Here is a 26,051-nt window from a genome sequence, read left to right as displayed (position 1 = left end):
GCCGGCTGAACCCCCCCCCCCCCGGCTTGCGGGTTTTGTAGCGCCCCCGGTCGTCCACCCCCCCCCGACTCCCGTTCGCTCAGGCGCGCGCACCCGGATCGTGGCCGGTCACCGCGCGGGCATAGGAGTAGAGCGCGCCGATCACCTCGGCGCGGGTGCGCCGGCCGGCGAGCACCTCCATCTGGTAGCCGTCCTCCATCGCCACGAAGTTGGCCGCCAGCAGGCGCGGCGGGTCCGGCAGGGCGAAGTGGCCCTGCGCCTCTCCGAGGACCAGGATTCCCGAGTAGACAGCGATCTGACGTTCCGTCAGAGCACTGTCCAGCGCGGCGGCCTTGGCGTCCCGCAGGCAGCGCGGCCAGTACTCGAAGAGCAGCCTGGTGAGCGAGTCCTCGGGGCCGGTGGCGACGCCGTTGTCGATGCAGGCCCTGAGCTTGTCGCGGGCGTCGGTGAAGCCGTCCGCCGCCTTCTCGCGGTCCTGGCTGTAGCGCTCGATGGCCTGCTGGTAGGTCTCGTGGACCAGGCCGTCGAGGTCCCCGTAGTAGAGCACGGCGGCAGGCGTGACCCCGGCCTGCTCCGCGATGTCCCGCAGTCGCAGGCCCTCCAGGCCGCGCACCATCAGGGCGCGCTGCACCGCCGCGCCCAGTTCGACCCGGCGGGCCTCCTTGCCGCCGCCCTTCCTGCCTGCCACGCCCTGCTCCCTCCGAGCTTCTATTGTCTTCAGATTTAACGATACCTCCCCCTCTCTTGACGGATGCGACGGGCAGTCTCTTAAATCTGCGTTTAACAACTCTCCGCCCCCAGGAGCCCGCCGTGACGACCGACCCCCACACCACCGACGTCAGACCGGCCCCACCGCCCGCCCCCTCCGGAAAGGGCCTGCGCGCCGGCTCGGTCGGCCTCGCCGCCTCGATCGCGCTCGGCCTCTCCTCCGTCGCCCCGGCCTACAGCATCGCCGTCACCCTCGGCTTCGTGACGCTCGTCGCCGGGGAGCACGCCCCCGCCGCGCTGCTGCTCGGCTTCGTGCCGATCCTGCTCACCGCCTTCGCGTTCCGCGAGCTCAACCGGGAGATGCCGGACTGCGGCACCACCTTCGTCTGGACCACCCGCGCCTTCGGACCGGCCGCCGGGTGGCTCGCCGGGGGCTGGGTCGCGCAGGCCGCCACCGTCATCGCGATGACCGCCCTCGCCAAGGTCAGCGCCGGATACCTGCTGGCCCTGCTCGGCCTGCACGCGCTCGCCGACAGCACCGCCGCCGTCACCGCCACGGCCGTCCTGCTGCTGGCCGGGATCACCGCGATCGCCTACCGGGGCCTGCACGTCGCGGCCGCCGTCCAGTACGCGCTGCTCGGGCTCCAACTGCTCGCGCTGCTCGGCTTCGGCGCCGCCGCCCTCGCCCGGCCCGGCACCGCCACCCCGTCCCTGAGCTGGCTCAACCCGTCCGGCTTCGACGGCTTCGGGCCGTTCGCCCAGGCCGTCCTGCTCTGCCTGTACATCTACTGGGGCTGGGACGCGCTGATCACCACCAACGAGGAGTCCCGCGACAGCGGCCGCATCCCCGGCCAGGCCGCCGTGATCTCCACCCTCGTCCTGCTGGGGACGTACCTGTTCACCGCCTTCGCCGCGCTCTCCTTCGCCGGCGCCGGCACCGACGGCCTCGGGCTCGGCAACCCGGCCAACGCCGCCGACGTGCTCGCCGCCCTCGGCCCGCCCGTCCTCGGCGACACCCTCGCCCGGGTGATGCAGCTGGCCGTCTGTGTCTCGGCCGCGTCCGCGCTCCTCACCTGCCTGGTCGGCACCTCGCGGGGCACCCTCTCGATGGCCGCGCACGGCGCCCTGCCGCGCGCCTTCGCACGGCTCCACCCCCGCCATCTGACCCCGGGCTTCGGCACCGTCTTCTTCGGCACGTCGGCGGCCGGCCTGATGGTCCTGCTCAGCCTGGTGTCGGACCACTTCCTGGGCGACGCGATTCTCTGCGTCGGCCTGCTGATCGCCGGCTACTACGGCACGACCGCGCTGGCCTGCGTCTGGTACTTCCGCGACCGGCTGCGCGACTCCCCGCGCGACCTGCTGCTGCGCGGCGTACTGCCCCTGCTCGGCGGGCTGCTGATGCTCGCCGCCTTCGTCCGCAGCGCGGCCGACATGGTCGACCCGGCGTACGGCAACACCTCCTTCCACGGCGTGGGCGGGGTCTTCCTGCTCGGCGTCGGGACCGTCGCCGTGGGCGTGGTGGCGCTGCTGGTCGTGCGCGGCCGCCTGCCCGGTTTCTTCCGCGACGGCCGCGCGACGGTCGCCCGGCTCACGGTCACCGAGACCCCGGCCGCGGCCACCGACCCGGCCGCCCGGACCACCCGGATCCCCCGAACCGCCCCTACCGAGGACTGAACCACCATGCGCACGCTCACCATCGCCGCCCTGCAGACCTCGCCCGTCCCGCATGACCTCGAAGCCAGTTGGGAGCGCTTCGCCGACCAGGTCCGGACGACGCGCGCGCTCTTCCCGCACGTCCAGCTCGTCGTCGTCCCCGAACTGCTGCTCGCCGCCGAGGGTCCGCTCCTGCGGCCGGCGCCCGCCGACTGGATGGAGCACGCCGCCGAGACCGTCCCCGGTCCGCTCACCGACCGGATCCGCGCGCTCGCCGTGGAGACCGGCCTCTGGCTGGTCCCGGGCAGCCTCTTCGAGCGGGACCCGGCGGACGGGCGCGTCTACAACACCGCGATCGCCGTCTCCCCGCAGGGCGGGATCGCGGCCCGCTACCGCAAGGTGTTCCCCTGGCAGCCGTACGAACAGGCCGCCCCCGGGAACGAGTTCACCGTCTTCGAGATCCCCGGCATCGGCCGGGTGGGCCTGGCCATCTGCTACGACGGCTCGTTCCCCGAGACCTATCGCCAACTCGCCTGGCTGGGTGCGGAGATCGTCATCCAGCCCACCCTCACCACCACCCGCGACCGGGAGATGGAACTGGTCTGTGCCCGTGCCAACGCCTGGACCAACCAGCTCTACGTGGTGAACGTCAACGCGGCCGACCCGGCCGGCGTCGGCGGCAGCGTCGTCGTGGACCCGGAGGGCATCGTCCGCCAACAGGCCGGCCCGGGCGAGGAGGTCCTGATCGACGTCCTCGACCTGGACGCCGTCACCCGCGTCCGCCGCTACGGCTCGGCCGGCCTCAACCGCCCGTGGGCCCAGCTCGCCCGCTACGGCGAGACCGTCCGACTCCCCATGTACGGCGGCACCTTCCGCACCCCGGACTGGCTGCGGGAGGAGCAGGCGTAGCCCGGCCCGGCCCCCGCCCCGCTCCCCGCTGTCCCGTCCGGTCGACCTACGGTCGGCCGCGCCGACGTCGGACCGGCTCGGCGAGATCGCGGACCCGACGGCTCACAGCTCGGGTATGCCCGCTCGACGCGCGTGCAGTTCGGAGCGGACGAGTTCGAGGAGGCGCCCGGACCAGTTGCGGCCCCGGCCGGCGTTGTCGCCCCAGAAGGCCGAGTTCATGTCGTCGTAGATCAGGGTGGCGTCGTCCGTCGCCAGCAGGACCTCGGCCAACTCGGGGTGCTGGTCGTACTTGGCGCGCAGCAGGCGCGTCATGACGGCGGTCCGGGCGTGCTCCCAGCCCTCGCGGCGAGGGGCCTCGGCGGCGAGCGTGCGCGCCACGGCGGCGTTCTCCGCTGCCGCGATCACGTGCCGGGTCCCGGGTTCGGCGACCGACAGGGCCCAGTAGGCGTGCGCGGCGGAGGGGTAGTCGGTGTCCGCGACCGTGATCGGGGCGGGGTAGTCGTGGCGCAGACCGAGCCTGCCGGGATCGTCCACCGGCCGGGTCGGGAAGGTGTGGTAGAGCTGGACCGCCGGGGCGTGTGCTGTCGCCGGTCCGTCCGCGGGGACGCGGGTGGCCCGCGCGGCCCTCCACCGTGCCCGTTCCTCGAAGTACACGAGGGCGCTGTCGTAGTCCTCCCGCGTGACCGTTCCGTCGAACGACAGGTACGTCCGGCCGCCGGGCCCTGCCACCAGGACCCTCAGCGGGCGGTCCTTGCTGTCCATGTCGCCCAGCGCGTAGCGGCGCTGCGACTCCGGAACGGCCAGGAACGCGGCGCGGGCCGCGGCCCGGTTCTCCTCGGTCCGGTCGGCGAGGAAGACGTCGACGGCGGCCAGACAGCGGCCGGTCGAATCGGGTCGCCCGTTCAGCAGGTCGATGGTGTCGCGGACTTCGGCGACCAACAGCTCGGGCGTGAGCCAGCTCTCCGGCTCGCCGAACCTCCAGTCCGCCAGCTCGTGGGCGGAGGCCTTGCCACCCTCCGGAAAGCTGGTGGCCACCCAGCCGGTGCGCAGCTTCTCCTCGAACTCCTCGACGGTGACCAGGCCCCAGCAGTCGATGAGCCCGTCGGCGTAGATGAAGAGGTCCGTGAGGAAGTAGTGGTCGCCGTTGTGGATGAAGGCGTGCCGCCAGGTGCCGGGTATGCGGACGCCGTCCGCCGTGCGATGAGTGATCCGGTTGCCGATCATCCTGGGATTGTGCCGCAGCGGTCGCCGCGCAGCCCGTGCTTATTCCTCCGGGGCGGCCTCCGGGAGCTCAAGGCCCAGGACTGCGGCGTTCCGCACGGAGCCTGCCGGTGAGATGCCGATGAGACACCCGTCCATCGGTCGCACTCCGGTGAGCTGGTCACCATCACCGCGACACCCCCACTTGACGTGACGTGGGAAGTCGGACCGGCCGACTTCCCACGTCAGGCGCGCTGGTCCCCGCCGCCCCAACCGCCCCCGGCCGCTACCAGGGCAGCGGGCCCGCCGCTCCGAAGTAGCCGCCGGTCGGGCCGTCCGGCCCCACCTGGGCCATCCGGACGATGATCTCGGCGCCCTGCTCGACGGTCTGCGTGCCCGCGTGCCGGTTCAGGTCCGTCGCGGTGTAGCCGGGCTCCACCGCGTTGATCCGCATCAGCGGGAACGCCTTGGCGAACTGCACGGTGAGCATGTTGACCGCGGTCTTGGAGGCCGGGTAGGCGGCCCCCGGGTACCCGTGGCCGGCCCGGGTCAGCGAGGCGAGGCCGCTGCTGACGTTGACCACCACCGGGGCGGCGGAGCGCTCCAGCAGCGGCAGGAAGGCATGGGTCACCCGGACCAGGCCGAACACATTGGTGTCGAACACCTCGCGCAGCACGTCGGCGGTCAGCTCCGCCGCGCCGATGATCTCGCCCTCCGGCGACCGCACCTCGATTCCGGCGTTGTTGACCAGGACGTCCACGCCCCCGTCCGCCTCGACGGTGGCCACGGCGGCGGCGACGGACGCGTCGTCGGTGACGTCGAGGTGCACGAACCGGGCGCCGAGCCCGGCCGCGGCCGCGGTGCCCCGCTCGGTGTCGCGTGCGCCCAGGTAGACGGTGTGGCCCGCGGCGATCAGGCGGCGGGCGGTCTCGTGCCCGAGGCCCTTGTTGGCCCCGGTGATCAAGGTTGTCGTCATGGGGCACAGCCTCTCCCCGGGGCGGCGACGCCGACCACCGGTTTACGAGGCGGTCACCGCGCCGCACCGGAACACCCGGTGCGGCGCGGTGCGGCATGAGGCCTCAGGACTTCGCGTACACCAACGCGCCGCCCACGTACGTCCGTTCGACCTTGGTCGCGGCGATCTCCTCGGCCGGGGCGGCGAAGAAGTCGCGGTCCAGCACCACCAGGTCCGCGAGGTTGCCGGCCCGCAGGCTGCCCGCGTCGTCGTGGCCGTTCACATGGGCGGTGCCGGCCGTGTAGGCGGCGAGGGCGGTGGTGAGGTCCAGCCGCTGCTCGGGCAGGAACACCCGGCCGTCGGTCGCCTCGGGCTCCATCCGGTTGACGGCCACGTGCAGGCCGGCGATCGGGTCCGGGCTGCTGACCGGCCAGTCGCTGCCGGCCGCGAGGGTGGCACCGGCCCGCAGCAGTCCGGCGAACGGGTACTGCCAGGCGGCCCGTTCGGGGCCGAGGAACGGAATGGTGAGCTCGTCCATCTGCGGCTCGTGGGCGGCCCAGAGCGGCTGGATGTTCGCGATCGCGCCGAGCCGGGCGAACCGCGGCAGGTCGCTCGGGTGGACGACCTGGAGGTGGGCGAGGTGGTGCCGGTTGCCGCGCCGGCCGTTGGCGCCCTGCGCGACCTCGATCGCGTCCAGCGCCTCGCGCACCGCGCGGTCCCCGAGCGCGTGGAAGTGCACCTGGAAGTCCAGCGCGTCGAGCGCGGTGACGTAGCCGCACAGCGCGGCGGGGTCGACGAAGCTGAGGCCGGAGTTGGCGGTGGCGCAGCCGCAGCCGTCCAGGTAGGGGGTGGTGAGCGCGGCCGTGAAGTTCTCGGCGATGCCGTCCTGCATGATCTTCACCGAGCCGGCCCGGAACCGGCCACCGGTCAACCGCTCGCGCCGGGCGACGAGTTCGGCGATCTGCTCGGCGCCCCGGTTGCGGTCCCACCAGAGCGCCCCGGTGACCCGCGCGGTCAGCGTCCCGGCCTCGGCGGCGGCCGCGTAGGCGTCGGACGGGTCCGGCTGGCCGTTGAAGATGCCCAGCAGGGCGTCCTGCCAGCCGGTGATGCCGAGCGAGTGCAGCAGCTCCTGCGCGCGGTGCAGGCCCGCCAGCCGGCCGGCCGCGTCGGTCGGCGGGACGAGCCGGGCGACCAGGCCGGTGGCGCCCTCCTGGAGCGTCCCGCTCGGCGTGCCGTCCGGCTCGCGCTCGATCCGGCCGTCCGCCGGGTCGGGGGTGTCCCGGGTGACGCCGGCCAGTTCCAGGGCGCGGGTGTTCGCCCAGGCCCCGTGGTGGTCGCGGTTGACCAGGTAGACCGGGCGGTCGGGGACGACGGAGTCCAGCAGGTGGCGGGTCGGCACCCCGCCCTCGAAGCTCTCCATCGACCAGCCGCCGCCGGTGATCCACTCCCGGTCGGGGTGGGCGGCGGCGAACGCGGCCACCCGGCGCAGGTACTCGTCGGCGCCGACCGTCCCGGTGAGGTCGCACTCGGCCAGCTCGACGCCGCCGAAGACGGCGTGGATGTGCGCGTCCTGGAAACCGGGGATCAACAGCCGGCCTTCGAGGTCCACGACCTCGGTACCGGGGCCGATCAGCTCGCGGACCTCGTCGTGGCCGACTGCGGTGATCCGCTCACCGGTGACGGCCAGCGAGGTGGCGCGGGTGCGGGCCGGGTCGCCGGTGTGGACGGGTCCGTTGGTGAAGACCAGGTCGGCCTTGGACGTGGGCGCCTTGGGCATGGGTGGTGCTCCTGGTGGTTCGGCGACCGGGGGTGCGGCCGGGGTGCGGGGAGGCGGTGGGGGTTCAGGCGGTGGGGGTTCAGGCGGCGGGGCTCAGGCGGCGGGGCTCAGGCGGCGGGGCTCAGGCGGTGGGGCTCAGGCGGTGGGGGTTCGGGCAGCGGGGACGGCGGTCGGATCGGTGGGGCTCGGGTCGATCGGCGCGGTCCGATCGGCCGGTGCCTGCCGGTCGAAGTAGGCGGACTTGCGGTGGAAGCGGGACCACGCGGCGGCCACCAGCCCGGACCCGATCATCAGCACCGGCACGGACAGGCCGAACCAGCCGTTGTCGGCCGAGAGCTCGAAGTGGTCGGCGGAGTCGTAGAGCATCCAGCAGAGATACCCACCGACGGCCAACAACACCGCCGCGCCGAGCAGCGGCGCCACGACCGCGCGCAGCCCCTCCAGCGGCGCGGTGCGCAGCAGGTGCCGGAACCGCACCGCGGCGGCCAGCGCGGTCAGCGCGTAGTAGAGCGCCACCACGATGCCGATCGCGTTGACCGTCGCCGAGATCAGGTCGTTCACGGTCGGGATGACCAGCGAGAGCACGGCCAGCACGATGGCGGCGCCCGAGATCAGCAGGGTGCCGGCCGCCGGGGTGCCGTACCGGGGGTGGATCCGGGTCCAGACCGCGCCGAGCGTGCCGTCGCGGCCCATCGCGTACATGCCCCGGGCGGTGGGGATGACGGAGGCCTGCAGCGAGGCCACGGCGGAGAAGGTGAGCGCGATCAGCGGCAGGGCGGCGAGCGGCTGGCGGGCCAGCTTCTCGCCGAGGTAGGTCAGCCCGTGCGCGCCGTTGTCGGCCAGTTCGTCGATCGGCAGCACGCGCTGGAAGGCGGTACCGGCGAGCAGGAAGAGCAGCAGCATCACCACCAGCGCGATGAAGCCGCCCCGGGAGGCGTCGCCCGGTTCGCGGACCTCCTCGCCGATGCTGAAGACCGACTCGAAGCCCCAGTAGCAGAACACCGCCAGCACCATGCCCTGGGCGAGGGCGTCCATCGAGGGGATCGCGAAGGGGTTGTACCAGTCGAGCGAGAACGGCTGGTCACCGGCGAACAGCCCGTAGCCGCAGAAGGCCAGCAGCACCGCGTACTCGAAGATCAGCAGGTACTTCTGCAGCCGGGCCGCGAGCTCCAGGCCGCGCACCGCGACCAGCGCGGCGGCCACCAGCACGACCATGCCGAGCAGGGTGGCCTGGAGGGTCGAGTCCGCGTCCAGCCGCAGCCCGGCCACCGAGCGCAGGTGCGCCTGGCCGAGCAGCTGGATCAGTGCGGAGCCGGTCACGGTGGTGGTGTAGGCCATGAACACCACGGTGCCGACGGTGTTCACCCAGCCGGTGAGGAAGCCCAGCCAGGGGTTGAGGACCCGGCCGACCCAGGTGTAGCTGCTGCCGGCGTCCGGATCGACCCGGTTGAGCCGCCCGTACGCCCCGGCGATGCCGAGCACCGGGAGGAAGGCCAGCAGCATGATGGCCGGCAGGTGCAGGCCGACGACGCCCGCCATCAGGCCGAGCCCGATGCCGATACTGCTGGTCGCGGCGGTGCTGGAGGCGGCGAGAACGATCCCGCCGACCACGCCGACGGACTTGCGCATGGGGCCCGCGGGGGTGGGCGCGCCGACTCTCGGGGCGTCGCCGGAGTCCTTGACCGTCGTTGCCAACGGATCACCGCCTTGATCGTGGGGGGGTAAGGGGTGGCGGCCGGTAGCTGTCCCGAGCCGTGGCGGCCATGAAAGCCTGGCCGTCCACTCACGTCAATGCTGTTGTCATAAGCACGGATGCCCTAGGCTCCCCGCCATGACGGAACGCGTGGTCCCCGAACCGCAACGGCGGCGCCGCAAGCCGACCAAGCAGGGCACGGTACTGTCCGAGCAGGTCATCGTGGACACCGCCCTGCGGCTGATCGGCCAGCACGGCGCGGCCGCCCTCACCGTCCGCCGCCTCGGCGCCGCGCTCGGCGCCGACCCGAGCGCCGTCTACCGGTACTTCCACAACACCGACGACCTGATGCTGGCCGTCGCCGACGAGCTCATCGGCCGCGCCCAGCACGGCCTGCGGCTCACCGGCGACTGGCGCGCCGACCTGCGCGAGATCGGCACCCGCGTCCACACCGCCTACCAGGCCCACCCCCAGGCCGCCCTGCTCGCCGCCCACCGCACCACCGGGCGGGACAACGAGATACGGGCCGTCGAGACCATCCTCGGCGTGCTGCGCACCGCCGGCTTCCCCGACCCGGAGGCCGTCCGGGTCTACCACGCCTTCATCGACCAGGCCCTGGCCTTCGCCGCCCAGGACGCCGCCACCCTCGCCCTCCCCGGCCCGGCCCGCGCCGCCGACCTCGCCGTCTGGCGCGTCCGCTACGGCCGCCTCACCCCCGACACCCACCCCCACATCGCCGCCACCGCCGACCTGCTGATCACCGACATGGACCGCAGCGGCTACCCCTTCGCCCTCGACCTCCTCCTGGAGGCCGCGGCGGCGCGCCTGACCGCGGCGGGGGGCGGGGGCGCGGCGGGGGACGGCACGCAACGCTGACTCCCTCACGCCCACCGAGCATGCGGGCGCGGGACCGGGTCCCCGTCGTGCGCCCGCAGCTTCCTCCGCCGACAGCAGAGCGCCCTACCCGGTCGCCTCCCGGTCCGACCGACCAGCCGGCATGAGGAAAGCGACGAAGAGGGCCTGGACGGCAATCTGAACGATGATCATCATCCAGCTGCCGACCGGAACCAGGAGGACCACGGGCAGCAGCAGGAGCGCTCCCGCTAGCACCTTGAACTCGTCACCCGGAAGCTTCGTCCGCCGCCCGGAGATCAGCACCAACAAGATCATCGAAGGCGCGCCGACGAACAGGAGCATTCCGGGGGACCCCGCCATGTAGCCCTGGAAGGAACTCCAGAGACCAAGCCTCGCCCCAGGGTCGGGGTCACCCGGGTCCGCTATCCGAGGCTCCGTCAGGGAGACCAGCACCCAGCCGGCCATGAAAGCCACGCTGTAACGAACAGTGCACGCCACGATCCACAAGGCCCAATTCCGAGAGGGCCGTTGCAGCCACTCCAGCACCCTCGGCACCGCGCCCCCCAGCTTCCCGCCACGCATGTCCCACCCCCAGGTCAGATCCACCTCGGGCCACAACGGGACCGAGTGCACGCCGCTTCCCGGTGCCGGCGTACGCAGACGCGCGGCAATGCCCGATCAACCCGCTATGAGCTCGATGAAACCCATCAGTAGACCCACTGCGGACAGCAGGACGAAGAACCATCCCGCAAGCAGGTGGGGGCCGGCCATTCCCTTCTTCGAGGGAGGCCTTTCGCTTGGCTGCATGAACAACCTACTGACCCCCCGGAAGTCCGTCACAATGGCAATTCCCGCAAGCAAGGGAATCAGAAGCACCAGAAAATCCACAGCCACACTCCCGGAAGACTCGCAGGCCCTAACAGGCGGACACCAACTCATCCCCGGCAATCAGTTGGACCGACAGAACTCCCGACCAACTCCATCTGCACCCCGGGTAAACGCGCTAACGCGATATTCGCTCAAGCGTGATGACGACGGCGCCAGGATTCTCTCGCAGCTTATCCCCTATTTTCTGCAGGACAGGATTAAGACTTATATGATCAGCCGCATTCACGGAGGAAGGTCTCAGGGTATTCAATTCTCGCCAGGGTCTTTCCAGTCGGACTCAGGACCGAGGCCCCCTCACCCGTAGCCTCCGCGACCTTCCAGCCCTTGCCCTCCAGGCGGGACATCTCGACCGCGATGGAATCGACCGACACTCCAATCGCAGGAAGCAAAAGGTACGACATTTCAAACTCTTCTGCCCCTGCCGGATTTGTCGTGCTCGAATGAGCGATTTCTACACGCCCATCCACAACGGCTCGACGGTCGGCCGAGGGGACCTTGCAGGTGTCACCAGAAGCGGCAATCAGGACAACCGCGACGGCAGCCACCGCCAGCGTGACGAGAAGGCCAACCACGGCTCGCACACTAGAAATTCGCATCAATCAACCCCGAAGCCTTTCCGCAGGATTGAACTCGCAAACGAATCCATACTCCCCTCGAATCTCTCTTGAATCCCTCTCATATCTTCCTCATGACCCTAACAGCACCAAGAGAGCGCCAAACTGCGGGTACTATCACCTTATTTCCACAAATGCGGTTGATCCAATTCAAGAACCCAACGCCATTGGACACATTCTCAGCTGCCTTCTTCACGGCGAATATGCCAGTCAGCCAAACCCATTCCGGCAGAGCCGCGCAAATCACCGAAAGCAGAGCGCCTTGCAGTCCATGGAAAATGACCCACTAGACTGCAAGGCGCATCCCTACTACGGACCAGCTCAATCAAACATCAAAAGCTCGAGCCATCCACCACGAGTGATCTACGCTCGCTTCGTCCAGCTCTTCAAGGCGAGCGAAGATATGGCCAATGAAATCCCGGGGAAGTCTCACAGAATGCTGAAGCACATAGTGCCCTAGCCCTTCTGGCCAGATGAAAGTTCCATCGGTCATTTCCATACTACCATTGGCATTCCCGCAGAGCCGACAGCGCGAAACCCCCATAAACTGTCGAGCCACCTGCCCACGAGCCAGGTAGTCAGAGACGAAGGTACGTTCCGACTCATCCAAATCAGCATCAACCAAACGTGTAGGATCCGGAAGATTCGGCACCTCCGGCGAACTCCAGTAACCAAGGGCCGAAAGCTTCATATCACTCTCCTCGTCATCGGGTTGATGAATCGAACGTCTTCCACGTCCCCTCTACTACGTAGGACAACCCGGACTCCCACACCTGCCTGGAACTGCCCGGGTGGAACACCACCAACGGAGCCGCGCTCGGGGTCTGGCAGTGCACCGGGAAGGCCAATCAGCGCTGGTTTCTGGAGGCGCAGGCCGGCTGAACCGCTGACCGTACGTCCGGCCCCCGTCGAGCTGTTGCTCGGCGGGGGCCGCTGCCCTCGGTGGGGTCAGACGGAGGCGGGTGGGGCGGTGGCGGTGCCGGCGGGGGAGCCGAGGGTGCGTTCGGCCTTGGCGACGGCGGCGCGGTAGTAGAGGGAGGCGAGCTGCGAGGAGGCGTCGTCGCGCTGGAAGAAGCCGTAGGACAGGGCGACGGTGCCGAAGCGTTCGACGGCGATGTAGCCGTTGAGCGGGACGCCGGCGAGGGTGCCGTCGAGGCGGACGGCGGGGGCGCCCTGGCGGTCGCCCAGGGTGACGGGGGTGACGGTGAAGGTCACGGAGGCGTCGGTGCCGTCGTTGAAGGTCAGGCTGTGGCAGTCGGTGAACGCGTCGGTGACGACGGTGAAGTCGCTGGTCAGCTGGGCGGCGTCTTCGGCGGTGAGGGATTCGGTCACCATGGGGTTGCCGTCGGGGCCGTCGAATTCGACTTCCTGGTGCGGAAGTTGTGGCGACGGACCGGCTTCGGTGCCGTTGAGCAGGGAGCGGAGCGCGTCGCAGCCGGCGACCGGGGAGGCGCCGCCGCCCGTCGACGCGGAGCTCTGGCCGACCGGGACTTCGGTGAAGTTCGGGCCGAGTTCGGCGGTACTCAGCAGGGCCGCCTTCAGCTGGTCGGCCGTGGGGAGGCGGTCGGCCGGGGCGGCGGCCCCGAGGGAGACGGCCGGTGGGGCGGCGGCGGAGCCGGTGGTGAGACCGGCCGTCCCGAGGGCGACCACGGTGACCACGGCTGCGGCGGTGAGGGCGAGGAGAGGCCTCGGGTGCGACATACGGCCCCCGATCGGGAGTCGGGCAGGGACAGGCACTCAGTGTCCCACCGGCCCTGCGGTCCCGCCCGTCCACGCGACGTCTTCGCAGGTCAGGACCGATGGGACGGTCAGGAGGGATCGGCCGGGAGGGCGGCGCGGGTCTCGGTGAGCCACTCGACCCAGAAGGTCTCCAGTCCGATGCCGGCCCGCAGCACGGCGTGCCGGAGCCGGTCCCCGTCGGCCGCCCGGTCGTCCGCCGGGGTGCCGGACGGCGGGAAGTCGCGCCGCTCGATCTCCCGGTAGTCGGCCAACTGCGCGCGGCGCAGGGCGAGGTGGCGGGCCAGCTCGGCGTCCAGTCCGGTGGTGCCGACCACCGCCGCCGCGCGCAGCCGCAGCAGCAGGGGTTCGCGGACGGCCTTCGGCTCGTCCCCGCCGGCCGTCCACCGTTCGAGTTCGACGCGGCCGGCGGGCAGGACCTCGTACTCCTTCTTCTGGCCGCGCACCGGGGCGTCCTGCGGGAGGGCCCGGATCAGGCCGGCGGTCTCCAGCCGGCCCAGTTCCCGGTAGATCTGCTGGTGGGTGGCGGACCAGAAGAACCCGATCGACCTGTCGAACCGCCGGGTCAGCTCCAGCCCCGAGGACGGCTTCTCCAGCAGGGCGGTGAGGATGGCGTGCGGCAGGGACATGCACCGATCGTAGGCCGGACCGGACGGCGGGCCGGACGGCGGGCCGGACGGCGGGCCTGACGACGGGCTCCGGACCCCGTACTCGACCGCCGAGGAAAGTCGTCCACATACGGGTAATCCAGTACGGAACAATTGTGCGCGCCGAGCGGTTGTCCCGGATATGACTCAACGACCGGCCCCGCGCCCACTCTCCGACCAGGCCGCCTCGGACCTGCTCGCCGCCCAGCAGTTCGGCACCCTCGCCTCCGTCAAGGCCGGCGGCCACCCGCACCTGACCACCATGCTCTACCGCTGGGACCCAGCGGAGCGGACGGTGCGGTTCTCCACCACCGCCGACCGCGTCAAGGTCCGTCACCTGCGGCGCGATCCCCGGGCGGCGCTGCACGTCCAGGGGCCGGACCCGTTCTCCTTTGCCGTCGCGGAGGGCGAGGCGGAGATCTCCGAGGCGTCCGCCGAGCCCGGTGACGCGGTCGGGCAGGAGCTGCTGGCGATGCTCCCGGCGGAGTTCCGGCCGGCGGACCCGCGGCAGTTCCTGGCCGAGCAGGTCGCCGAACGGCGCCTGGTGGTCAGGCTGCGGGTCCACCGGCTCTACGGCACCGCACTGGACGTCGACGCCTGAACCGCCGGCGCCGAGCGGGCGGGCGGTCAGATCACGGCCGCCAGCTCGGTGCCCTGCTTGACGGCCCGCTTGGCGTCGAGCTCGGCGGCCACGTCGGCGCCGCCGATCAGGTGCGGGGTGATGCCGAGCGCGCGCAGGGCGGTGTCCAGCTCGCGGCGCGGCTCCTGACCCGTGCAGAGGACGACGGTGTCCACGGGCAGCAGCTGCCGCTCGCCGTCCACCACGATGTGCAGGCCCGCGTCGTCGATCAGTTCGTAGCTCGCGCCGGCGACCATGGTGACGCCGCGGTGCTTGAGCTCGGTGCGGTGGATCCAGCCGGTGGTCTTGCCGAGGCCGGCACCGACCTTGGTGGTCTTGCGCTGCAGCAGGTGGACGCTGCGCGGGGGCCGCGGCGGGTCGGGACGGGTCAGGCCGCCGCGCTCGCGGTACTCCGGGTCGATGCCCCACTTGCGGTGGAACACCGGCGGATTGAGGCTCGCGGCGTCGCCCTGGTCGGTGAGGTACTCGGCGACGTCGAAGCCGATGCCGCCGGCGCCGAGGACGGCGACCCGCTCGCCGACGGGCGCGCCGTCGCGCAGCACGTCCAGGTAGCCGAGCACGCTGGGGTGGTCGATGCCCGGGAGGTCCGCCGGGCGGCGCGGGGTGACGCCGGTGGCGAGGACGATCTCGTCGAAGCCCTCGGCGGCGAGCCGCGCCGCCGCGACCAGCGCGCCGAGCCGCAGTTCGACCGCCAACTCGGCCAGCCGGGTGCGGTAGTAGCGCAAGGTCTCGTCGAACTCCTCCTTGCCGGGGACGCGCCGGGCCACGTTCAGCTGCCCGCCGACGGTGTCGGCGGCGTCGAACAGGGTGACGGCGTGGCCGCGTTCGGCGGCGGAGACGGCGAACGCGAGGCCGGCCGGTCCGGCGCCGACGACGCCGATCCGCTTGCGCAGCCTGGTCGGAGCGAGGACGAGTTCGGTCTCGTGGCAGGCGCGCGGGTTGACCAGGCAGGAGGTGATCTGTCCGCTGAAGGTGTGGTCCAGGCAGGCCTGGTTGCAGCCGATGCAGGTGTTGATGGCCTCGGAGCGGTCGGCCCGCGCCTTGCCGACGAAGTCGGCGTCGGCGAGCAGCGGGCGGGCCAGCGAGACCAGGTCGGCGTGGCCGTCGGCGAGCAACCGCTCGGCGATCTCGGGGGTGTTGATGCGGTTGCTGGTGACCAGCGGGACGCCGACCGAGCCCATCACCTTCTTGGTGACCCAGGCGTAGGCGCCGCGCGGGACGGAGGTGGCGATGGTGGGGATCCGCGCCTCGTGCCAGCCGATGCCGGAGTTGATGATGGTCGCGCCGGCCGCCTCGACGGCCTGGGCGAGTCGGACGACCTCGGGGAGGGTGGAACCGCCGGGGACGAGGTCGAGCATGGAGAGCCGGTAGATCAGGATGAAGTCGGGGCCGACCCGCTCGCGGACCCGGCGGACGATCTCGACCGGGAAGCGCATCCGGTTCTCGTACCCGCCGCCCCACGCGTCCTCGCGGTGGTTGGTGGCGGCGGCGGTGAACTCGTTGATCAGGTAGCCCTCGGAGCCCATGATCTCGACGCCGTCGTAGCCGGCCCGGCGGGCGAGGGCGGCGCAGCGGGCGAAGTCCTCGATGGTCTGCTCGACCTGCTCGGCGGTGAGCGCGTTCGGCACGTACGGGCTGATCGGGGCCTGGACGGCGCTGGGGGCGACCAGGTCGGGGTGGTAGGCGTAGCGGCCGAAGTGCAGGATCTGCATCGCGATGCGGCCACCGGCGGCGTGCACGGCGTCGGTGACGACGCGGTGGCGGTCGGCCTCCGCCTCGGTGGTGAGCATGGCGCCGCCGCCCCAGGGTCGGCCGGCCTCGTTGGGGGCGATGCCGCCGGTGACGATCAGGCCGACGCCGCCGCGGGCGCGCTCGGCGTAGAAGGCGGCCATCCGCTCGAAGCCGTTCGGCGCCTCCTCCAGGCCGACGTGCATGGAGCCCATGATCACGCGGTTGGGGAGGGTGGTGAAGCCGAGGTCGAGCGGGCTGAGCAGGTGCGGGTACGGCTCCCGGGCCCGCTGGGGGTCGGTGCTCATCGGCGTCTCCTGTACGGCATGCGGCGGCTCGTCGTTACCACACGGTAGGGGACGCGGCGCGGCATGTGCAACTAGTTGCATAACCGCACGGCCCGCCGACCGGCGCCGACCGCGAGCGGATCGCGGACCGACCGCGGGCCGAGTGCGAACCGACGGCGGACCGACGGCGGGCCGGCCGCCTACCGCACCCCATCCGACGACCGCGTCCAATATGCCTGACCACCCGTCAGGTCGAAGCGGAGTGTGCGTATGGTCGTTCCCCGAAGGGGGGTTCGGAGGAATCCCCGGGGAGGGGACGACAGTGCGAGGCGGATCGATAGCCGTGGTCGGCGGCAGCATCGCGGGGTGCGCGTTCGCGCGGGCGGCCGCCCGGGGCGGGGCGGACCGGGTGGTGGTCCTGGAACGCAGCCCCGGCCGACTGGAGGACCGCGGCGTCGGCCTCTGCGTGCTCCACGACCGGTACACCGAACTGGCCCGCGCCGGCCACCTCGACGACGGCATCCGCTGGCACCGGCTGACCCAGCGGCACTGGCTGGCCCACGACCCCGACGGCGGGTCCGGACCGCGCGGACGGCTGCTCTGGGCACAGGAGATGCCGTTCCGCTCCTACCACTGGGGAGTGCTCTGGCAGGCCCTGCGCGAACGCACCCCCGACAGCGTGGAGTTCCGGCTGGGCGAGGCGGTCACCGCCGTGGCGGGCGACAGCGACCACGCCCGGCTGACCGGCCCCGACGGAGGACCGGACCGGTACGACCTGGTGATCGGCGCCGACGGCTACCGCTCGGTGGTCCGCGAGGCCGTCTGCCCGGAGGCCCGGCCCGAGTACGCCGGCTACGTCTGCTGGCGCGGCAGCTTCGACGCCCGGCTGCTCGCCGAGCTGCCCGGCGGCGCGGCGCTCTGGCCGGACCACGAGGTGATCACGGTCTGCTACCCCGGCGGCCAGGTGGTGCTGTACCGCATCCCGGGTCTGACCCCGGGCTCCACCCAGGTCAACTTCGTCTTCTACGCGCCCACTCCGGCCTGGCTGCGACCGGGTGACCCGACCAGCGTGCCCGCCGGGGCGCTCACCACCGGGCGGTTCGAGGAGCTGGCCGAGCTGGCCGAGCGGCACCTGCCGCCCTACTGGGCCCGGGTGGTCACCCTCTCCCCCCGCGAACGGACCTTCATCCAGCCGATCTACGACCTGGCGGCTCCGCGCCGGACCGCCGGGCGCCTGCTGCTCGCCGGGGACGCGGCCACCGTGGTCCGCCCGCACAACACCAGCGGCGCGGTGAAGGCGGTGCAGGACGCCTGCGCCTTCGAGGACGCCTGGCGGGCGGCCGACTCCTGGGCGGAGCTGCTGCCCGCGTACGACCGCGAACGCGGCGCGGTGGGGCGGGAGATGGTCGAGGTCGGCCGGCGGCTCGGGAGGGCCCAGGTGACCGAGGCGCCGGACTGGTCGACCATGGACGACGGCACGATGACCGCCTGGTGGCGCCAGCAGGTCGCCGGGACGGGCGGGTTCGGCGGACACGCCCTCGGGCGACCGCCGACGCACCGTCAGGCCGACTGACTGGAAGGGGCGTTCGGCCAGGCCCGCGACGTCTGGGACGGCCCGAGGGGTCGTCCCAGACGCTCGCGACGTCGCGCCGCGCGGCGGATCGCCTCAAACGCCGCCGGGCTGCGCGGCGGACTCAACCGCCGCCGCGTGGCGCGACGGACGGTCTCAGACGTTCACGCCGTAGTCGGTGGCGATGCCGCGCAGGCCGGAGGCGTACCCCTGGCCGATGGCGCGGAACTTCCACTCGGCCCCGTTGCGGTACAGCTCGCCGAAGACCATCGCGGTCTCGGTCGAGGCGTCCTCGGAGAGGTCGTAGCGCGCCAGCTCCTGGCCGTTGGCCTGGTTGACGATCCGGATGAACGCGTTGCGGACCTGGCCGAAGCTCTGCAGTCGGGCGTCCGCGTCGTAGATCGACACCGGGAAGACCACCTTGGCCACCCCGGCCGGCACGGCGTCCAGGTCGACCTTGATCTGCTCGTCGTCGCCGTCGCCGCCGCCGGTCAGGTTGTCGCCGCTGTGCTCGACCGAACCGTCCGGGCTGCGCAGGTTGTTGAAGAAGACGAAGTGCTGGTCCGAGACCACCTTGCCGACCGCGTTGCAGAGCAGCGCGCTCGCGTCCAGGTCGTAGTCGGCCCCGGTGGTGGTCCGCACGTCCCAGCCGAGACCGACGATGACGGCGGTCAGACCCGGCGCCTCCTTGGTCAGCGAGACGTTGCCACCCTTGGCCAGCGAAACTCCCACGATGCCCTCCTCGGTTGCTCTCCCTCCAGAAGAATCTACAACACTGTAGAGATCACGAGAATCCATCCGTCCGGATGCGCCCCCGTCGCGCCCCCGGCGACCGCCCGCCACCGCCGGGCGCCACGGGGCTCACTCGCTCCCGCGCGGTTCGCCCCCGAGCGGTTCGCCCCCGAGGAGCTCACCCCCGAGCAGCGCGGCGACATGCGGCGGCAGCAGACAGGCCTGCCGGGCCAGCAGCTCGACGAAGGCCGCCGTCAGCGGATCCGGCCGGGTCCGGGCGTACGCCGCGAGCGGGCGCCGCACCGGCGGCTCGGGGCGGCGGACCAGGCCGTCGAAGCCCGGCGGGACGATGTTGGCGGGTACCAGGGCGGGGCCCAGCCCGGCCGCGGCCAGCAGCGGCGCGGCCGCCGTCTGCTCGGTCCGCACCGCCGCCCGCGGCCGGAACCCGGCCTCCGCACAGGCCTCGTCGAGCAGGTCGGCGAGGCCGTTGCCGGGCGCGTAGTGCACCCAGTCACGCCCCGACAGGTCGGCCAGCCGGACCGTCCGGCCCTCCGCCGCCTCGTCCGGTTCGGCGGGCAGTGCCAGCACGAACTCCTCGACGCCCAGCTCCCGGATCGGCCCCTCCCAGTCCGGCGGCGGCGTCCCGACCGCGACGTCCGCCTGCCCGGCCGCCATCGCCGCGCGCAGCTCGTCGTTGTGGGCGTACTCGCGCAGCCGGATCCGCACCCGCGGGTGGAGCCGGCGCCAGGCCCGCAGCACCGGCGGCAGGATGCCGAGGCTGATCGAGTAGACGGTGGCGAGTTCGAGCTCGCCGCCGTCCAGGCCGGCCGTGAGCCGGGCCGCGCCGCGCAGGCGCTCGGCGTCGGCGAGCGCGGCGCGGGCGTGCGGCAGCACCGCCCGGCCCATCGGCGTCAGCCGGACGGCGCGCGGCAGTCGCTCCAGCAGGGTGCCGCCGACGGCCCGCTCCAGCGCCCGCACCTGGTGCGAGAGCGCGGGCTGGGTGACGTGCAGCAGTGCGGCGGCCCGGGTGAACGAGCCGGTGTCGACGACGGTCACCAGGTATTCGAGCTGTCGGAGCGTGGCCATGCACAGAGTTTATGGCTGTGGGAGAAGAGAAGCCTTGGACGCATCACCGCAGCTCGGCGGAGGGTGGACGGCGCAGACACCCCACCTCCCCAGGAGCCACGTCATGACCGCCGAGACGCCCGTACCCGCCCCCTCCTCCACCGCCCTCGAAGGCCGCCGCGTCGTCGTCGTCGGCGCCGGCTCGAACACCGGCCGCGCGCTCGCCCGCGCCGCCTCCGCCGCCGGTGCCGAACTGGTCCTGGCCGGCCCCGACCCGCGCAAGCTGGAATGGACCGCCGGCGAGCTGGCCGGCCCGGCCCGGGTCGTCCCGGTGGACCTCACCGACGAGGCCTCGATCGCCGCACTCGCCGCCACCACCGGTCACTTCGACCACCTGGTCTCGACGGCGGCGATGCCCGCGAACGGCCCGCTCGCCGAACTCGAACTGGCCGACGTGCAGCGCGCGTTCGCCGCCAAGGTGGTCGGACCGCTGCTGCTCGCGAAGCACCTGGCCGGCCAGGCCGCGACCGACGGCCCCGACGGCGCCTCGTTCACCTTCTTCTCCGGTGTCGCCGCCTGGCGCCCGGCCCCCGCCCGCACGGTGATGGCCGCCACCAACGGGGCGCTGGCCTTCCTGGTCCAGGCTCTCGCCGTCGAGGTCGCCCCGGTCCGGGTCAACGCCGTCTCCCCCGGCATCGTGGACAGCGGCTCCTGGGACCGGATGGGCGCCGACAAGGAACCGTTCCTGCGCGCGGTCGCCGCACGCAACCCCGCCCGCCGGGTCGGCAGCACGGACGACCTGGTCCGCGCCGTCCTCTTCTCGATGGCCAGCCCGTTCGTCACGGGGACGGTCCTGCACGTGGACGGCGGCGGCCGGCTGGTGTGACCGGGGCGGGAGCGGCACCGGGAGCGGGCAGGGCGCGCCGGCCGTTCCGGGTGCAGCTCCCGACCACAGGAGGCCGGAGATCGCGGCGGAGTCCAAGTCCGGTGTCACATCCTGACCTTGGACTCCCCCTCCCCGGCCCCCGGTCATCTAGACTGGTCACGCGGGCCAGGACCCCCGCGCGGGAGGTGCCATGCGCCGCCGGTACAGCTTCCATCTCGACCGGGCCGGCCGGTCCGTCACGGTGAACGTCCGCTCGGGCTGGATCACCGAGACCGAGCTGCTGGTGGACGGCAAGGAGTACGCCTTCCACCGGGTGCGCGGGCACGGCGTCTACCCCCTCACCCTCACCGCCCGGCTTCCCGAGGAGCCGGCGCCGCCGCTCTCCGTCCGGCTGGAGCGGACCGGTTCGGCGGAACACCCGCTCGCCTGCACGGTGGACCTGGGCGGCACCGTCCACCCGGCGCCGGAGCGCGTCGGCCACTGAGGGCCGGCAGGCCGCGCTACCGCGTCAAGGACTCCTCGACGATCTCCCGCACCGCCGCACGGGCCCGGTCGGCGTCCTGTGCCACCAGGCCGATCCTGGTCCGGCGGTCGAGCACGTCGGAGGCGTCCAGGGCGCCCTCGTGCGTCACCGCGTAGGCGATCTCGGCGCGGGTCACGTCGATGCCCTCGGCGATCGGCTCGGCGCCGCCGGCCGCCAGGACCTCGCGGGCGGCTCCGCCGTGCCGGGCGACCAGCGAGGCGGGCACCCCGCCGGCCGGCGCCGGCCGGCTGTCCCGGTGCCCCGGCGCGCCGACCAGCGGCAACCGGGCCGTCCAGCAGGCACGGGCCGGCAGGCCGCGCAGGCGGACGGCGGTGTCCACCGCGTCCTCGGCCATCCGCCGGTAGGTGGTGAGCTTGCCGCCGACGACCGTGATCACCCCGGACGGGGACTCCAGCACCGCGTGCTGCCGGGAGATGTCCGCGGTACTGCCGCCACCGGTGTCGATCAGCGGCCGCAGCCCGGCGTACGCGCCGCGGACGTCAGCCCTGGTCAGCGCGGTGGTCAGGGCCGCGTTGACGGTGTCGAGCAGGAAGTCGAGCTCGGCCTCGGTCGGTCGCGGCTCGTCCGGGACCGGCCCGGGAGCGTCCTCGTCGGTCAGCCCGATCGCCACCCGGCCGAGTTGCTGCGGCAGCGCGAAGACGAACCGGCTGGTGGAGCCCGGTACGGGCACCGTGAGCGCCGCGACCGGGTAACCGAGCGTGGCCGCGTCGACCAGCAGATGGGTCCCACGACTGGGCCGCAGCCGGATGGACGGGTCCACCTCGCCGGCCCACACGCCGGTGGCGTTGACCACCGCGCCGGCGGTGAGCACCAGGGACTGCCCGGTGAGGCCGTCGACCAGTCGGGCCGAGGTGCCGGTGACCTCCTCCGCCCGGACCCGGGTGAGCACGGTGGCGCCGTACTGCGCGGCCGTCCGGGCGAGTGCCACCACCAGCCGTGCGTCGTCGACCAGTTGGCCGTCGTGCGCGACCAACGCACCCGTCAGGCCCTCCGACCGGACGGCGGGCACCAGTTGGCGGGCCCGGGCGGCGTCGATGCGGCGCATCCGGGGCAGCAGCGCGCCCGGCGTACCGGCGCTCAGCCGCAGCGCGTCCCCCGCGAGGAAGCCGGCCCGGACCAGCGACGCCTGCCCGGGGCGCAGCAACCCCGGTAGCAGAGGGATGAGTTGGGGCAGCGGTCGGACCAGGTGCGGGGCGGTGCGGGTCATCAGCACGCCGCGCTCGACGGCGCTCTCCCGCGCCACGCCGATCCGCCCGGAGGCGAGGTAGCGCAGGCCGCCGTGGACCAGCTTGGAGCTCCACCGGCTGGTACCGAAGGCCAGGTCGCGAGCCTCCACGAGGGCGACCCGGAGGCCGCGCGCGGCCGCGTCCAGCGCGACTCCGGCGCCGGTGACCCCGCCACCGATCACCAGTAGGTCGACGGACGGGGTGGCGGCGAGCGAGTCCAGCTCCAACTCCCGCCGCCGGGCGGTGAGTCGGGCGGTTCCGGCGAAAGGCCCGGCATTGGTCGTCATGGCGCGAGGTATCCGTTCGTCACGGCGTGCATGGTCATGGCGCGAGGGGTCCGTTCGGCACAGGCCGTCCGACGCGAGGCGCCGGGTGCCCCGAGCCCGCCCGGCGCGAGGCGTCCGACCGCCCCAGGGCCCGCCCGGCGCGAGGCGTCCGACCGCCCCAGGGCCCGTCCGGCGCGAGGCGTCCGACCGCCCCAGGGCCGTCGGGCGCGAGGCGTCCGACCGGCGCGAGCCCGCCCCGGCGCGGTGGTCACGACGCGCGTGGCCGCTCACGGCGCGAGGTACCCGTTCAGCGCCCTGGCCAGTTCGCGCCGCCAGGCCGCCTCGGGCAGCAGGTGCGCGACCATGCGGTGCGACTGGACGGTGGACTGGGCGATCAGCAGCACCATGGCGGCCAGCTCGACGGGCTCGCCGGCCCGGATCGAGCCGTGGGCCTGGCCCTGTTCGATGCCCGCGCGCAGCGCCTCCAGCAGGCCGCGCTGGCTGGCGCCGAGCCGTTCGACGACGTACTCGAAGAGCGTGTCGGAGTCGGCCGAGGCCAGCAGCGCGCCGAGCACCGGGTGGTCGCGCAGCCGGACGGCGACGTCGACGACGCCCTCGACGAAGGCGGCCCGGTCCTCGCCCGTGAGTCGGACGGTGGCCTGGGTCTCGCGGATCTCTCGGGTGAGCAGTGCCCCGATCACCGCCCGGACGTCCGGCCAGCGCCGGTAGACGGTCGGCCGGCTGACCCCGGCGCGCCGGGCGATCTCGGCCAACTGCGTTCGGCGCACGCCGAGATGGACGATCAGCTCGGCTGCCGCGTCGAGGATGACGTCATCGGTGCTGCGGGGCTCGGGGGTCGCCTCGGGGCCGACCGGCCCAGCGTTACTACTTGACATGATGTGTGAAACTGTAACGCATGGCACCTGAGACGCAAGCGGGACCGGCCCACGCCGCGCTGCCGCTCCCCCCGATGAAGTGGGACGCCTGGGGCGACCCGGCGCTCGCCAAGGAGCTGTCGGCCGACATCAAGGCCCTGCTGGCCGCCGCCCTCGGCGTCACCGGCGACGCGGCCCCCGGGCCCGCCGCCGAGGAGGTCACCCTGCGGCCCTCGCAGCTGGCCGAGGCGGACCTGAAGGCCCTGGCCGCCGTGGTCGGCGAGGCGCACGTCAGCGCCGCCGCCGCGGACCGCCTGCCCCGCGCGGGCGGCAAGTCGACCCCCGACCTGCTGCGCCGCCGCAGCCGCGAGCCGCAGGACGCGCCGGACGCCGTCCTGCTGCCCGGCAGCGAGGACGAGATCGCCGCCCTGCTCGCGCTCTGCGCCGAACGCCGCATCGCCGTGGTGCCGTTCGGCGGCGGCACCAGCGTGGTCGGCGGGCTGGACCCGGAGCGCGGGGGCTTCACCGCCGTCGTCTCGCTCGACCTGCGCCGCTTCGACCGGCTGCTCGACCTCGACGCGACCTCCGGCGAGGCCGTCCTGGGAGCGGGCCTCACCGGTCCGGCGGCCGAGGCGCTGCTGGCCGAGCACGGCTTCGAACTCGGCCACTACCCGCAGAGCTTCCGCTTCGCCACCATCGGCGGCTTCGCGGCCACCCGCTCCTCCGGCCAGGACTCCGCCGGGTACGGGCGCTTCGACGAGATGGTGCGCGGCCTGCGCGTCATCACCCCGGTGGGCGTGCTGGACCTCGGCCGCGCCCCCGCCTCCGCCGCCGGCCCCGACCTGCGCGAGCTCTTCCTCGGCTCGGAGGGCGCGCTGGGCGTGATCACCGCCGTCCGCGTCCGGATCCACCCGCTGCCCGCGGTGAAGGCCTACGAGGCCTGGTCCTTCCCCGACTTCGCCACCGGCGCGGCCGCCCTGCGCGCGGTGGAACAGCAGGACACCGGGCCGACGGTGATCCGGCTGTCCGACGAGGCCGAGACCATGGTCAACCTCGCGATGACGGAGAAGATCGGCGGTGAGCCCGCCGTCACCGGCTGTCTGGCGGTCACCGTGTTCGAGGGCTCCGCCGAGCAGGTCGCCGCCCGTCACCAGCTGACCCGGGCCGCCCTGCTGGCGGCCGGCGGCACCTCGCTGGGCGAGGCACCGGCCCGGGCCTGGGAGCACGGCCGGTTCAACGCGCCCTACCTGCGGGACTCCCTGCTCACCGCGGGGGCGCTCTGCGAGACCCTGGAGACCGCGACGGACTGGCGCCGGCTCGCCGACCTGCGCTTCGCGGTCACCGCCGCGTTGACGACCGCGCTGCCCGGCGCCCTCGTGCTCTGCCACATCTCGCACGTCTACCCGACCGGCGCCTCGCTCTACTTCACCGTGGTCGCCGCCCTCGGCGAGGAGCCGCTCCCCCGGTGGGCCGTCGCCAAGCGCGCCGCCGGGGACGCCATCCTGGCCCACGGCGGAACCATCACCCACCACCATGCCGTCGGCGCCGACCACCGGCCCTGGATGGCCGAGGAGATCGGCGAGTTGGGCGTCCGCATCCTGCGCGCGGTCAAGGCCGAGCTGGACCCGGCGGGCATCCTCAACCCCGGCAAGCTGATCCCATGACCGACCGGAGAACCGTCACCCGGGTCGTTCTCCTCACCAACCCGGCGGCGGCCGCCGGTCACGCCGAACCGGCGGCCCGCCGCGCCACCGCCCGGCTGCGCGCCCTGGGCGTCGAGGTCGACGCCCGGACGGGCGCGTCCGCCGAGGAGTCCCTCGCCCTGGCCCGCGCGACCGTCGCCACCGGCAACTGCGACGCACTGGTGGTGGTCGGCGGGGACGGCATGATCAACCTCGGCCTCCAGGCGACCGCGGGGACGGACATCCCGCTCGGCGTCGTCCCGGCGGGCACCGGCAACGACCACGCCCGCGCGTACGGGCTGCCGCGCGGAGCGCCGGAGGCGGCGGCCGAGGTGGTCGCCGCCGGCCACACCCGCACCGTGGACCTCGGCCGGGTGACGGCGGCCGACGGGTCGCGGCGCTGGTTCGGCTCCGTCCTCGCCAGCGGCTTCGACTCCCTGGTCAGCGACCGCACCAACCGCCTGCGCTGGCCGCACGGCCGGATGCGCTACAACCTGGCGATCGCGGTCGAGTTCGCCAATCTGCGCCCGCTGCCGTTCCGGATCACCCTCGCCGACGGTACCGTCATCGCCCGCGACCTCACCCTCGCCGCCGTCGGCAACACCACCAGCTACGGCGGCGGCATGCTCATCTGCCCCACCGCCGACCCCGCCGACGGCCTGCTCGACGTCACCCTCGTCGACGCCATGCCCCGCCACCGCATCGCCCGCTTCTTCCCCACCCTCTTCAAGGGCACCCACGTCGAACGCCGGGAGGTCACCACCCACCGCACGCCCTCGCTGCGGATCGACTCCCCCGGCATCACCGCCTACGCCGACGGCGAGTTCATGGCCGCCCTGCCGATCGACGTCGAAGCCGTCCCGGCCGCCCTGCGGCTGCTCACTCCGGCCCCTGCCCCGACCCCGGCCTGACCG

24 protein-coding genes and 1 pseudogene are annotated in these 26,051 nt (G+C 73.0%); 10 read left to right on the top strand and 15 right to left on the bottom strand.

Annotated features, from left to right (window positions below; all coding sequences use genetic code 11):
• Window positions 1-79: 79 nt before the first annotated feature.
• Window positions 80-688 (bottom strand): TetR/AcrR family transcriptional regulator, encoded by a 609-nt coding sequence (locus tag ACFXHB_RS05260; protein ID WP_380572243.1) that lies wholly within the window; start codon window positions 686-688, stop codon window positions 80-82.
• Window positions 689-810: 122 nt separating this feature from the next.
• Here ACFXHB_RS05260 and ACFXHB_RS05255 point away from each other — a divergent pair, with 122 nt between their 5' ends.
• Both ACFXHB_RS05255 and ACFXHB_RS05250 read left to right on the top strand, forming a co-directional pair.
• A complete protein-coding gene (locus tag ACFXHB_RS05255) occupies window positions 811-2,382 on the top strand; it encodes an APC family permease (RefSeq protein WP_380572241.1) in 1,572 nt (523 codons plus the stop codon).
• 6 nt (window positions 2,383-2,388) lie between these two features.
• A complete protein-coding gene (locus ACFXHB_RS05250; RefSeq protein WP_380572240.1) occupies window positions 2,389-3,270 on the top strand; it encodes a carbon-nitrogen hydrolase family protein in 882 nt (293 codons plus the stop codon).
• Window positions 3,271-3,372: 102 nt separating this feature from the next.
• On the opposite strand, the gene ACFXHB_RS05245 is transcribed toward ACFXHB_RS05250, so the two are convergent.
• The 4 genes from ACFXHB_RS05245 to ACFXHB_RS05230 form a co-directional block, all read right to left on the bottom strand.
• Window positions 3,373-4,494, bottom strand: a complete 1,122-nt coding sequence (locus ACFXHB_RS05245) for an NADAR family protein (protein WP_380572238.1) — start codon at window positions 4,492-4,494, stop codon at window positions 3,373-3,375.
• A 262-nt stretch (window positions 4,495-4,756) separates the two neighbouring features.
• The gene (locus ACFXHB_RS05240; RefSeq protein WP_380572236.1) at window positions 4,757-5,446 is read right to left on the bottom strand and encodes an SDR family NAD(P)-dependent oxidoreductase; all 690 of its coding nucleotides are present in this window, start codon (window positions 5,444-5,446) and stop codon (window positions 4,757-4,759) included.
• 103 nt (window positions 5,447-5,549) lie between these two features.
• On the bottom strand, window positions 5,550-7,202 hold the full coding sequence (locus ACFXHB_RS05235) for an amidohydrolase (RefSeq protein ID WP_380572235.1): 1,653 nt from the start codon (window positions 7,200-7,202) through the stop codon (window positions 5,550-5,552).
• 135 nt (window positions 7,203-7,337) lie between these two features.
• Window positions 7,338-8,897 (bottom strand): APC family permease, encoded by a 1,560-nt coding sequence (locus ACFXHB_RS05230; protein ID WP_380572233.1) that lies wholly within the window; start codon window positions 8,895-8,897, stop codon window positions 7,338-7,340.
• 136 nt (window positions 8,898-9,033) lie between these two features.
• On the opposite strand from ACFXHB_RS05230, the gene ACFXHB_RS05225 reads away from it, so the two are divergent.
• Complete coding sequence (locus tag ACFXHB_RS05225; RefSeq protein ID WP_380572231.1) at window positions 9,034-9,771, top strand: TetR/AcrR family transcriptional regulator; 738 nt, start codon at window positions 9,034-9,036, stop codon at window positions 9,769-9,771.
• A gap of 84 nt (window positions 9,772-9,855) precedes the next feature.
• On the opposite strand, the gene ACFXHB_RS05220 is transcribed toward ACFXHB_RS05225, so the two are convergent.
• The 3 genes from ACFXHB_RS05220 to ACFXHB_RS05210 form a co-directional block, all read right to left on the bottom strand.
• Window positions 9,856-10,215 (bottom strand): hypothetical protein, encoded by a 360-nt coding sequence (locus tag ACFXHB_RS05220; RefSeq protein ID WP_380572230.1) that lies wholly within the window; start codon window positions 10,213-10,215, stop codon window positions 9,856-9,858.
• 635 nt (window positions 10,216-10,850) lie between these two features.
• Window positions 10,851-11,210 (bottom strand): hypothetical protein, encoded by a 360-nt coding sequence (locus ACFXHB_RS05215; protein WP_380572228.1) that lies wholly within the window; start codon window positions 11,208-11,210, stop codon window positions 10,851-10,853.
• A gap of 367 nt (window positions 11,211-11,577) precedes the next feature.
• Window positions 11,578-11,943 carry a hypothetical protein gene (locus ACFXHB_RS05210; protein ID WP_380572225.1) on the bottom strand — a complete coding sequence of 122 codons (366 nt, stop codon included), beginning with the start codon at window positions 11,941-11,943 and terminating at the stop codon, window positions 11,578-11,580.
• A gap of 77 nt (window positions 11,944-12,020) precedes the next feature.
• On the opposite strand from ACFXHB_RS05210, the pseudogene ACFXHB_RS05205 reads away from it, so the two are divergent.
• Window positions 12,021-12,134: pseudogene (locus ACFXHB_RS05205) on the top strand (RICIN domain-containing protein); the annotation flags it as partial.
• A gap of 66 nt (window positions 12,135-12,200) precedes the next feature.
• Here the strand turns inward: ACFXHB_RS05205 and ACFXHB_RS05200 are convergent.
• On the bottom strand, window positions 12,201-12,953 hold the full coding sequence (locus ACFXHB_RS05200; protein WP_380572224.1) for a hypothetical protein: 753 nt from the start codon (window positions 12,951-12,953) through the stop codon (window positions 12,201-12,203).
• A gap of 107 nt (window positions 12,954-13,060) precedes the next feature.
• On the bottom strand, window positions 13,061-13,618 hold the full coding sequence (locus ACFXHB_RS05195) for a PadR family transcriptional regulator (RefSeq protein WP_380572222.1): 558 nt from the start codon (window positions 13,616-13,618) through the stop codon (window positions 13,061-13,063).
• Between the two features lie 160 nt (window positions 13,619-13,778).
• Here ACFXHB_RS05195 and ACFXHB_RS05190 point away from each other — a divergent pair, with 160 nt between their 5' ends.
• Window positions 13,779-14,237, top strand: a complete 459-nt coding sequence (locus ACFXHB_RS05190) for a PPOX class F420-dependent oxidoreductase (RefSeq protein ID WP_380572220.1) — start codon at window positions 13,779-13,781, stop codon at window positions 14,235-14,237.
• 26 nt (window positions 14,238-14,263) lie between these two features.
• On the opposite strand, the gene ACFXHB_RS05185 is transcribed toward ACFXHB_RS05190, so the two are convergent.
• Window positions 14,264-16,312 carry an FAD-dependent oxidoreductase gene (locus ACFXHB_RS05185; RefSeq protein WP_380572219.1) on the bottom strand — a complete coding sequence of 683 codons (2,049 nt, stop codon included), beginning with the start codon at window positions 16,310-16,312 and terminating at the stop codon, window positions 14,264-14,266.
• Between the two features lie 301 nt (window positions 16,313-16,613).
• Between ACFXHB_RS05185 and ACFXHB_RS05180 the strand changes: the two genes are divergently transcribed.
• The gene (locus ACFXHB_RS05180) at window positions 16,614-17,864 is read left to right on the top strand and encodes an FAD-dependent monooxygenase (RefSeq protein ID WP_380572217.1); all 1,251 of its coding nucleotides are present in this window, start codon (window positions 16,614-16,616) and stop codon (window positions 17,862-17,864) included.
• A gap of 153 nt (window positions 17,865-18,017) precedes the next feature.
• Here ACFXHB_RS05180 and ACFXHB_RS05175 read toward each other — a convergent pair whose 3' ends face one another.
• Both ACFXHB_RS05175 and ACFXHB_RS05170 read right to left on the bottom strand, forming a co-directional pair.
• Window positions 18,018-18,593, bottom strand: coding sequence for a TerD family protein (locus ACFXHB_RS05175; protein WP_380572216.1), 576 nt, complete (start codon window positions 18,591-18,593; stop codon window positions 18,018-18,020).
• Window positions 18,594-18,722: 129 nt separating this feature from the next.
• Window positions 18,723-19,679 carry a LysR substrate-binding domain-containing protein gene (locus ACFXHB_RS05170; RefSeq protein WP_380572215.1) on the bottom strand — a complete coding sequence of 319 codons (957 nt, stop codon included), beginning with the start codon at window positions 19,677-19,679 and terminating at the stop codon, window positions 18,723-18,725.
• 103 nt (window positions 19,680-19,782) lie between these two features.
• Between ACFXHB_RS05170 and ACFXHB_RS05165 the strand changes: the two genes are divergently transcribed.
• Both ACFXHB_RS05165 and ACFXHB_RS05160 read left to right on the top strand, forming a co-directional pair.
• Window positions 19,783-20,544, top strand: a complete 762-nt coding sequence (locus ACFXHB_RS05165; protein WP_380572213.1) for an SDR family oxidoreductase — start codon at window positions 19,783-19,785, stop codon at window positions 20,542-20,544.
• Between the two features lie 190 nt (window positions 20,545-20,734).
• Window positions 20,735-21,028 carry a hypothetical protein gene (locus tag ACFXHB_RS05160; protein WP_380572211.1) on the top strand — a complete coding sequence of 98 codons (294 nt, stop codon included), beginning with the start codon at window positions 20,735-20,737 and terminating at the stop codon, window positions 21,026-21,028.
• Between the two features lie 16 nt (window positions 21,029-21,044).
• Here ACFXHB_RS05160 and ACFXHB_RS05155 read toward each other — a convergent pair whose 3' ends face one another.
• Window positions 21,045-22,601, bottom strand: a complete 1,557-nt coding sequence (locus ACFXHB_RS05155; RefSeq protein ID WP_380572209.1) for a glycerol-3-phosphate dehydrogenase/oxidase — start codon at window positions 22,599-22,601, stop codon at window positions 21,045-21,047.
• Between the two features lie 266 nt (window positions 22,602-22,867).
• Window positions 22,868-23,476 (bottom strand): TetR/AcrR family transcriptional regulator, encoded by a 609-nt coding sequence (locus tag ACFXHB_RS05150; protein WP_380572208.1) that lies wholly within the window; start codon window positions 23,474-23,476, stop codon window positions 22,868-22,870.
• Window positions 23,477-23,496: 20 nt separating this feature from the next.
• Here ACFXHB_RS05150 and ACFXHB_RS05145 point away from each other — a divergent pair, with 20 nt between their 5' ends.
• A complete protein-coding gene (locus ACFXHB_RS05145; protein WP_380572207.1) occupies window positions 23,497-25,119 on the top strand; it encodes an FAD-binding oxidoreductase in 1,623 nt (540 codons plus the stop codon).
• Complete coding sequence (locus tag ACFXHB_RS05140; RefSeq protein ID WP_380572206.1) at window positions 25,116-26,048, top strand: diacylglycerol kinase; 933 nt, start codon at window positions 25,116-25,118, stop codon at window positions 26,046-26,048. Before ACFXHB_RS05145 ends, ACFXHB_RS05140 begins: the two co-directional genes overlap by 4 nt.
• Window positions 26,049-26,051: the final 3 nt, after the last annotated feature.

Origin of the sequence: Kitasatospora sp. NPDC059327, from assembly GCF_042752535.1 — a bacterium.
In the GTDB taxonomy this organism is placed as follows: domain Bacteria; phylum Actinomycetota; class Actinomycetes; order Streptomycetales; family Streptomycetaceae; genus Kitasatospora.
Note: the sequence above shows the minus strand (reverse complement) of the source record. Positions and strands in the feature narration are given on the sequence as shown.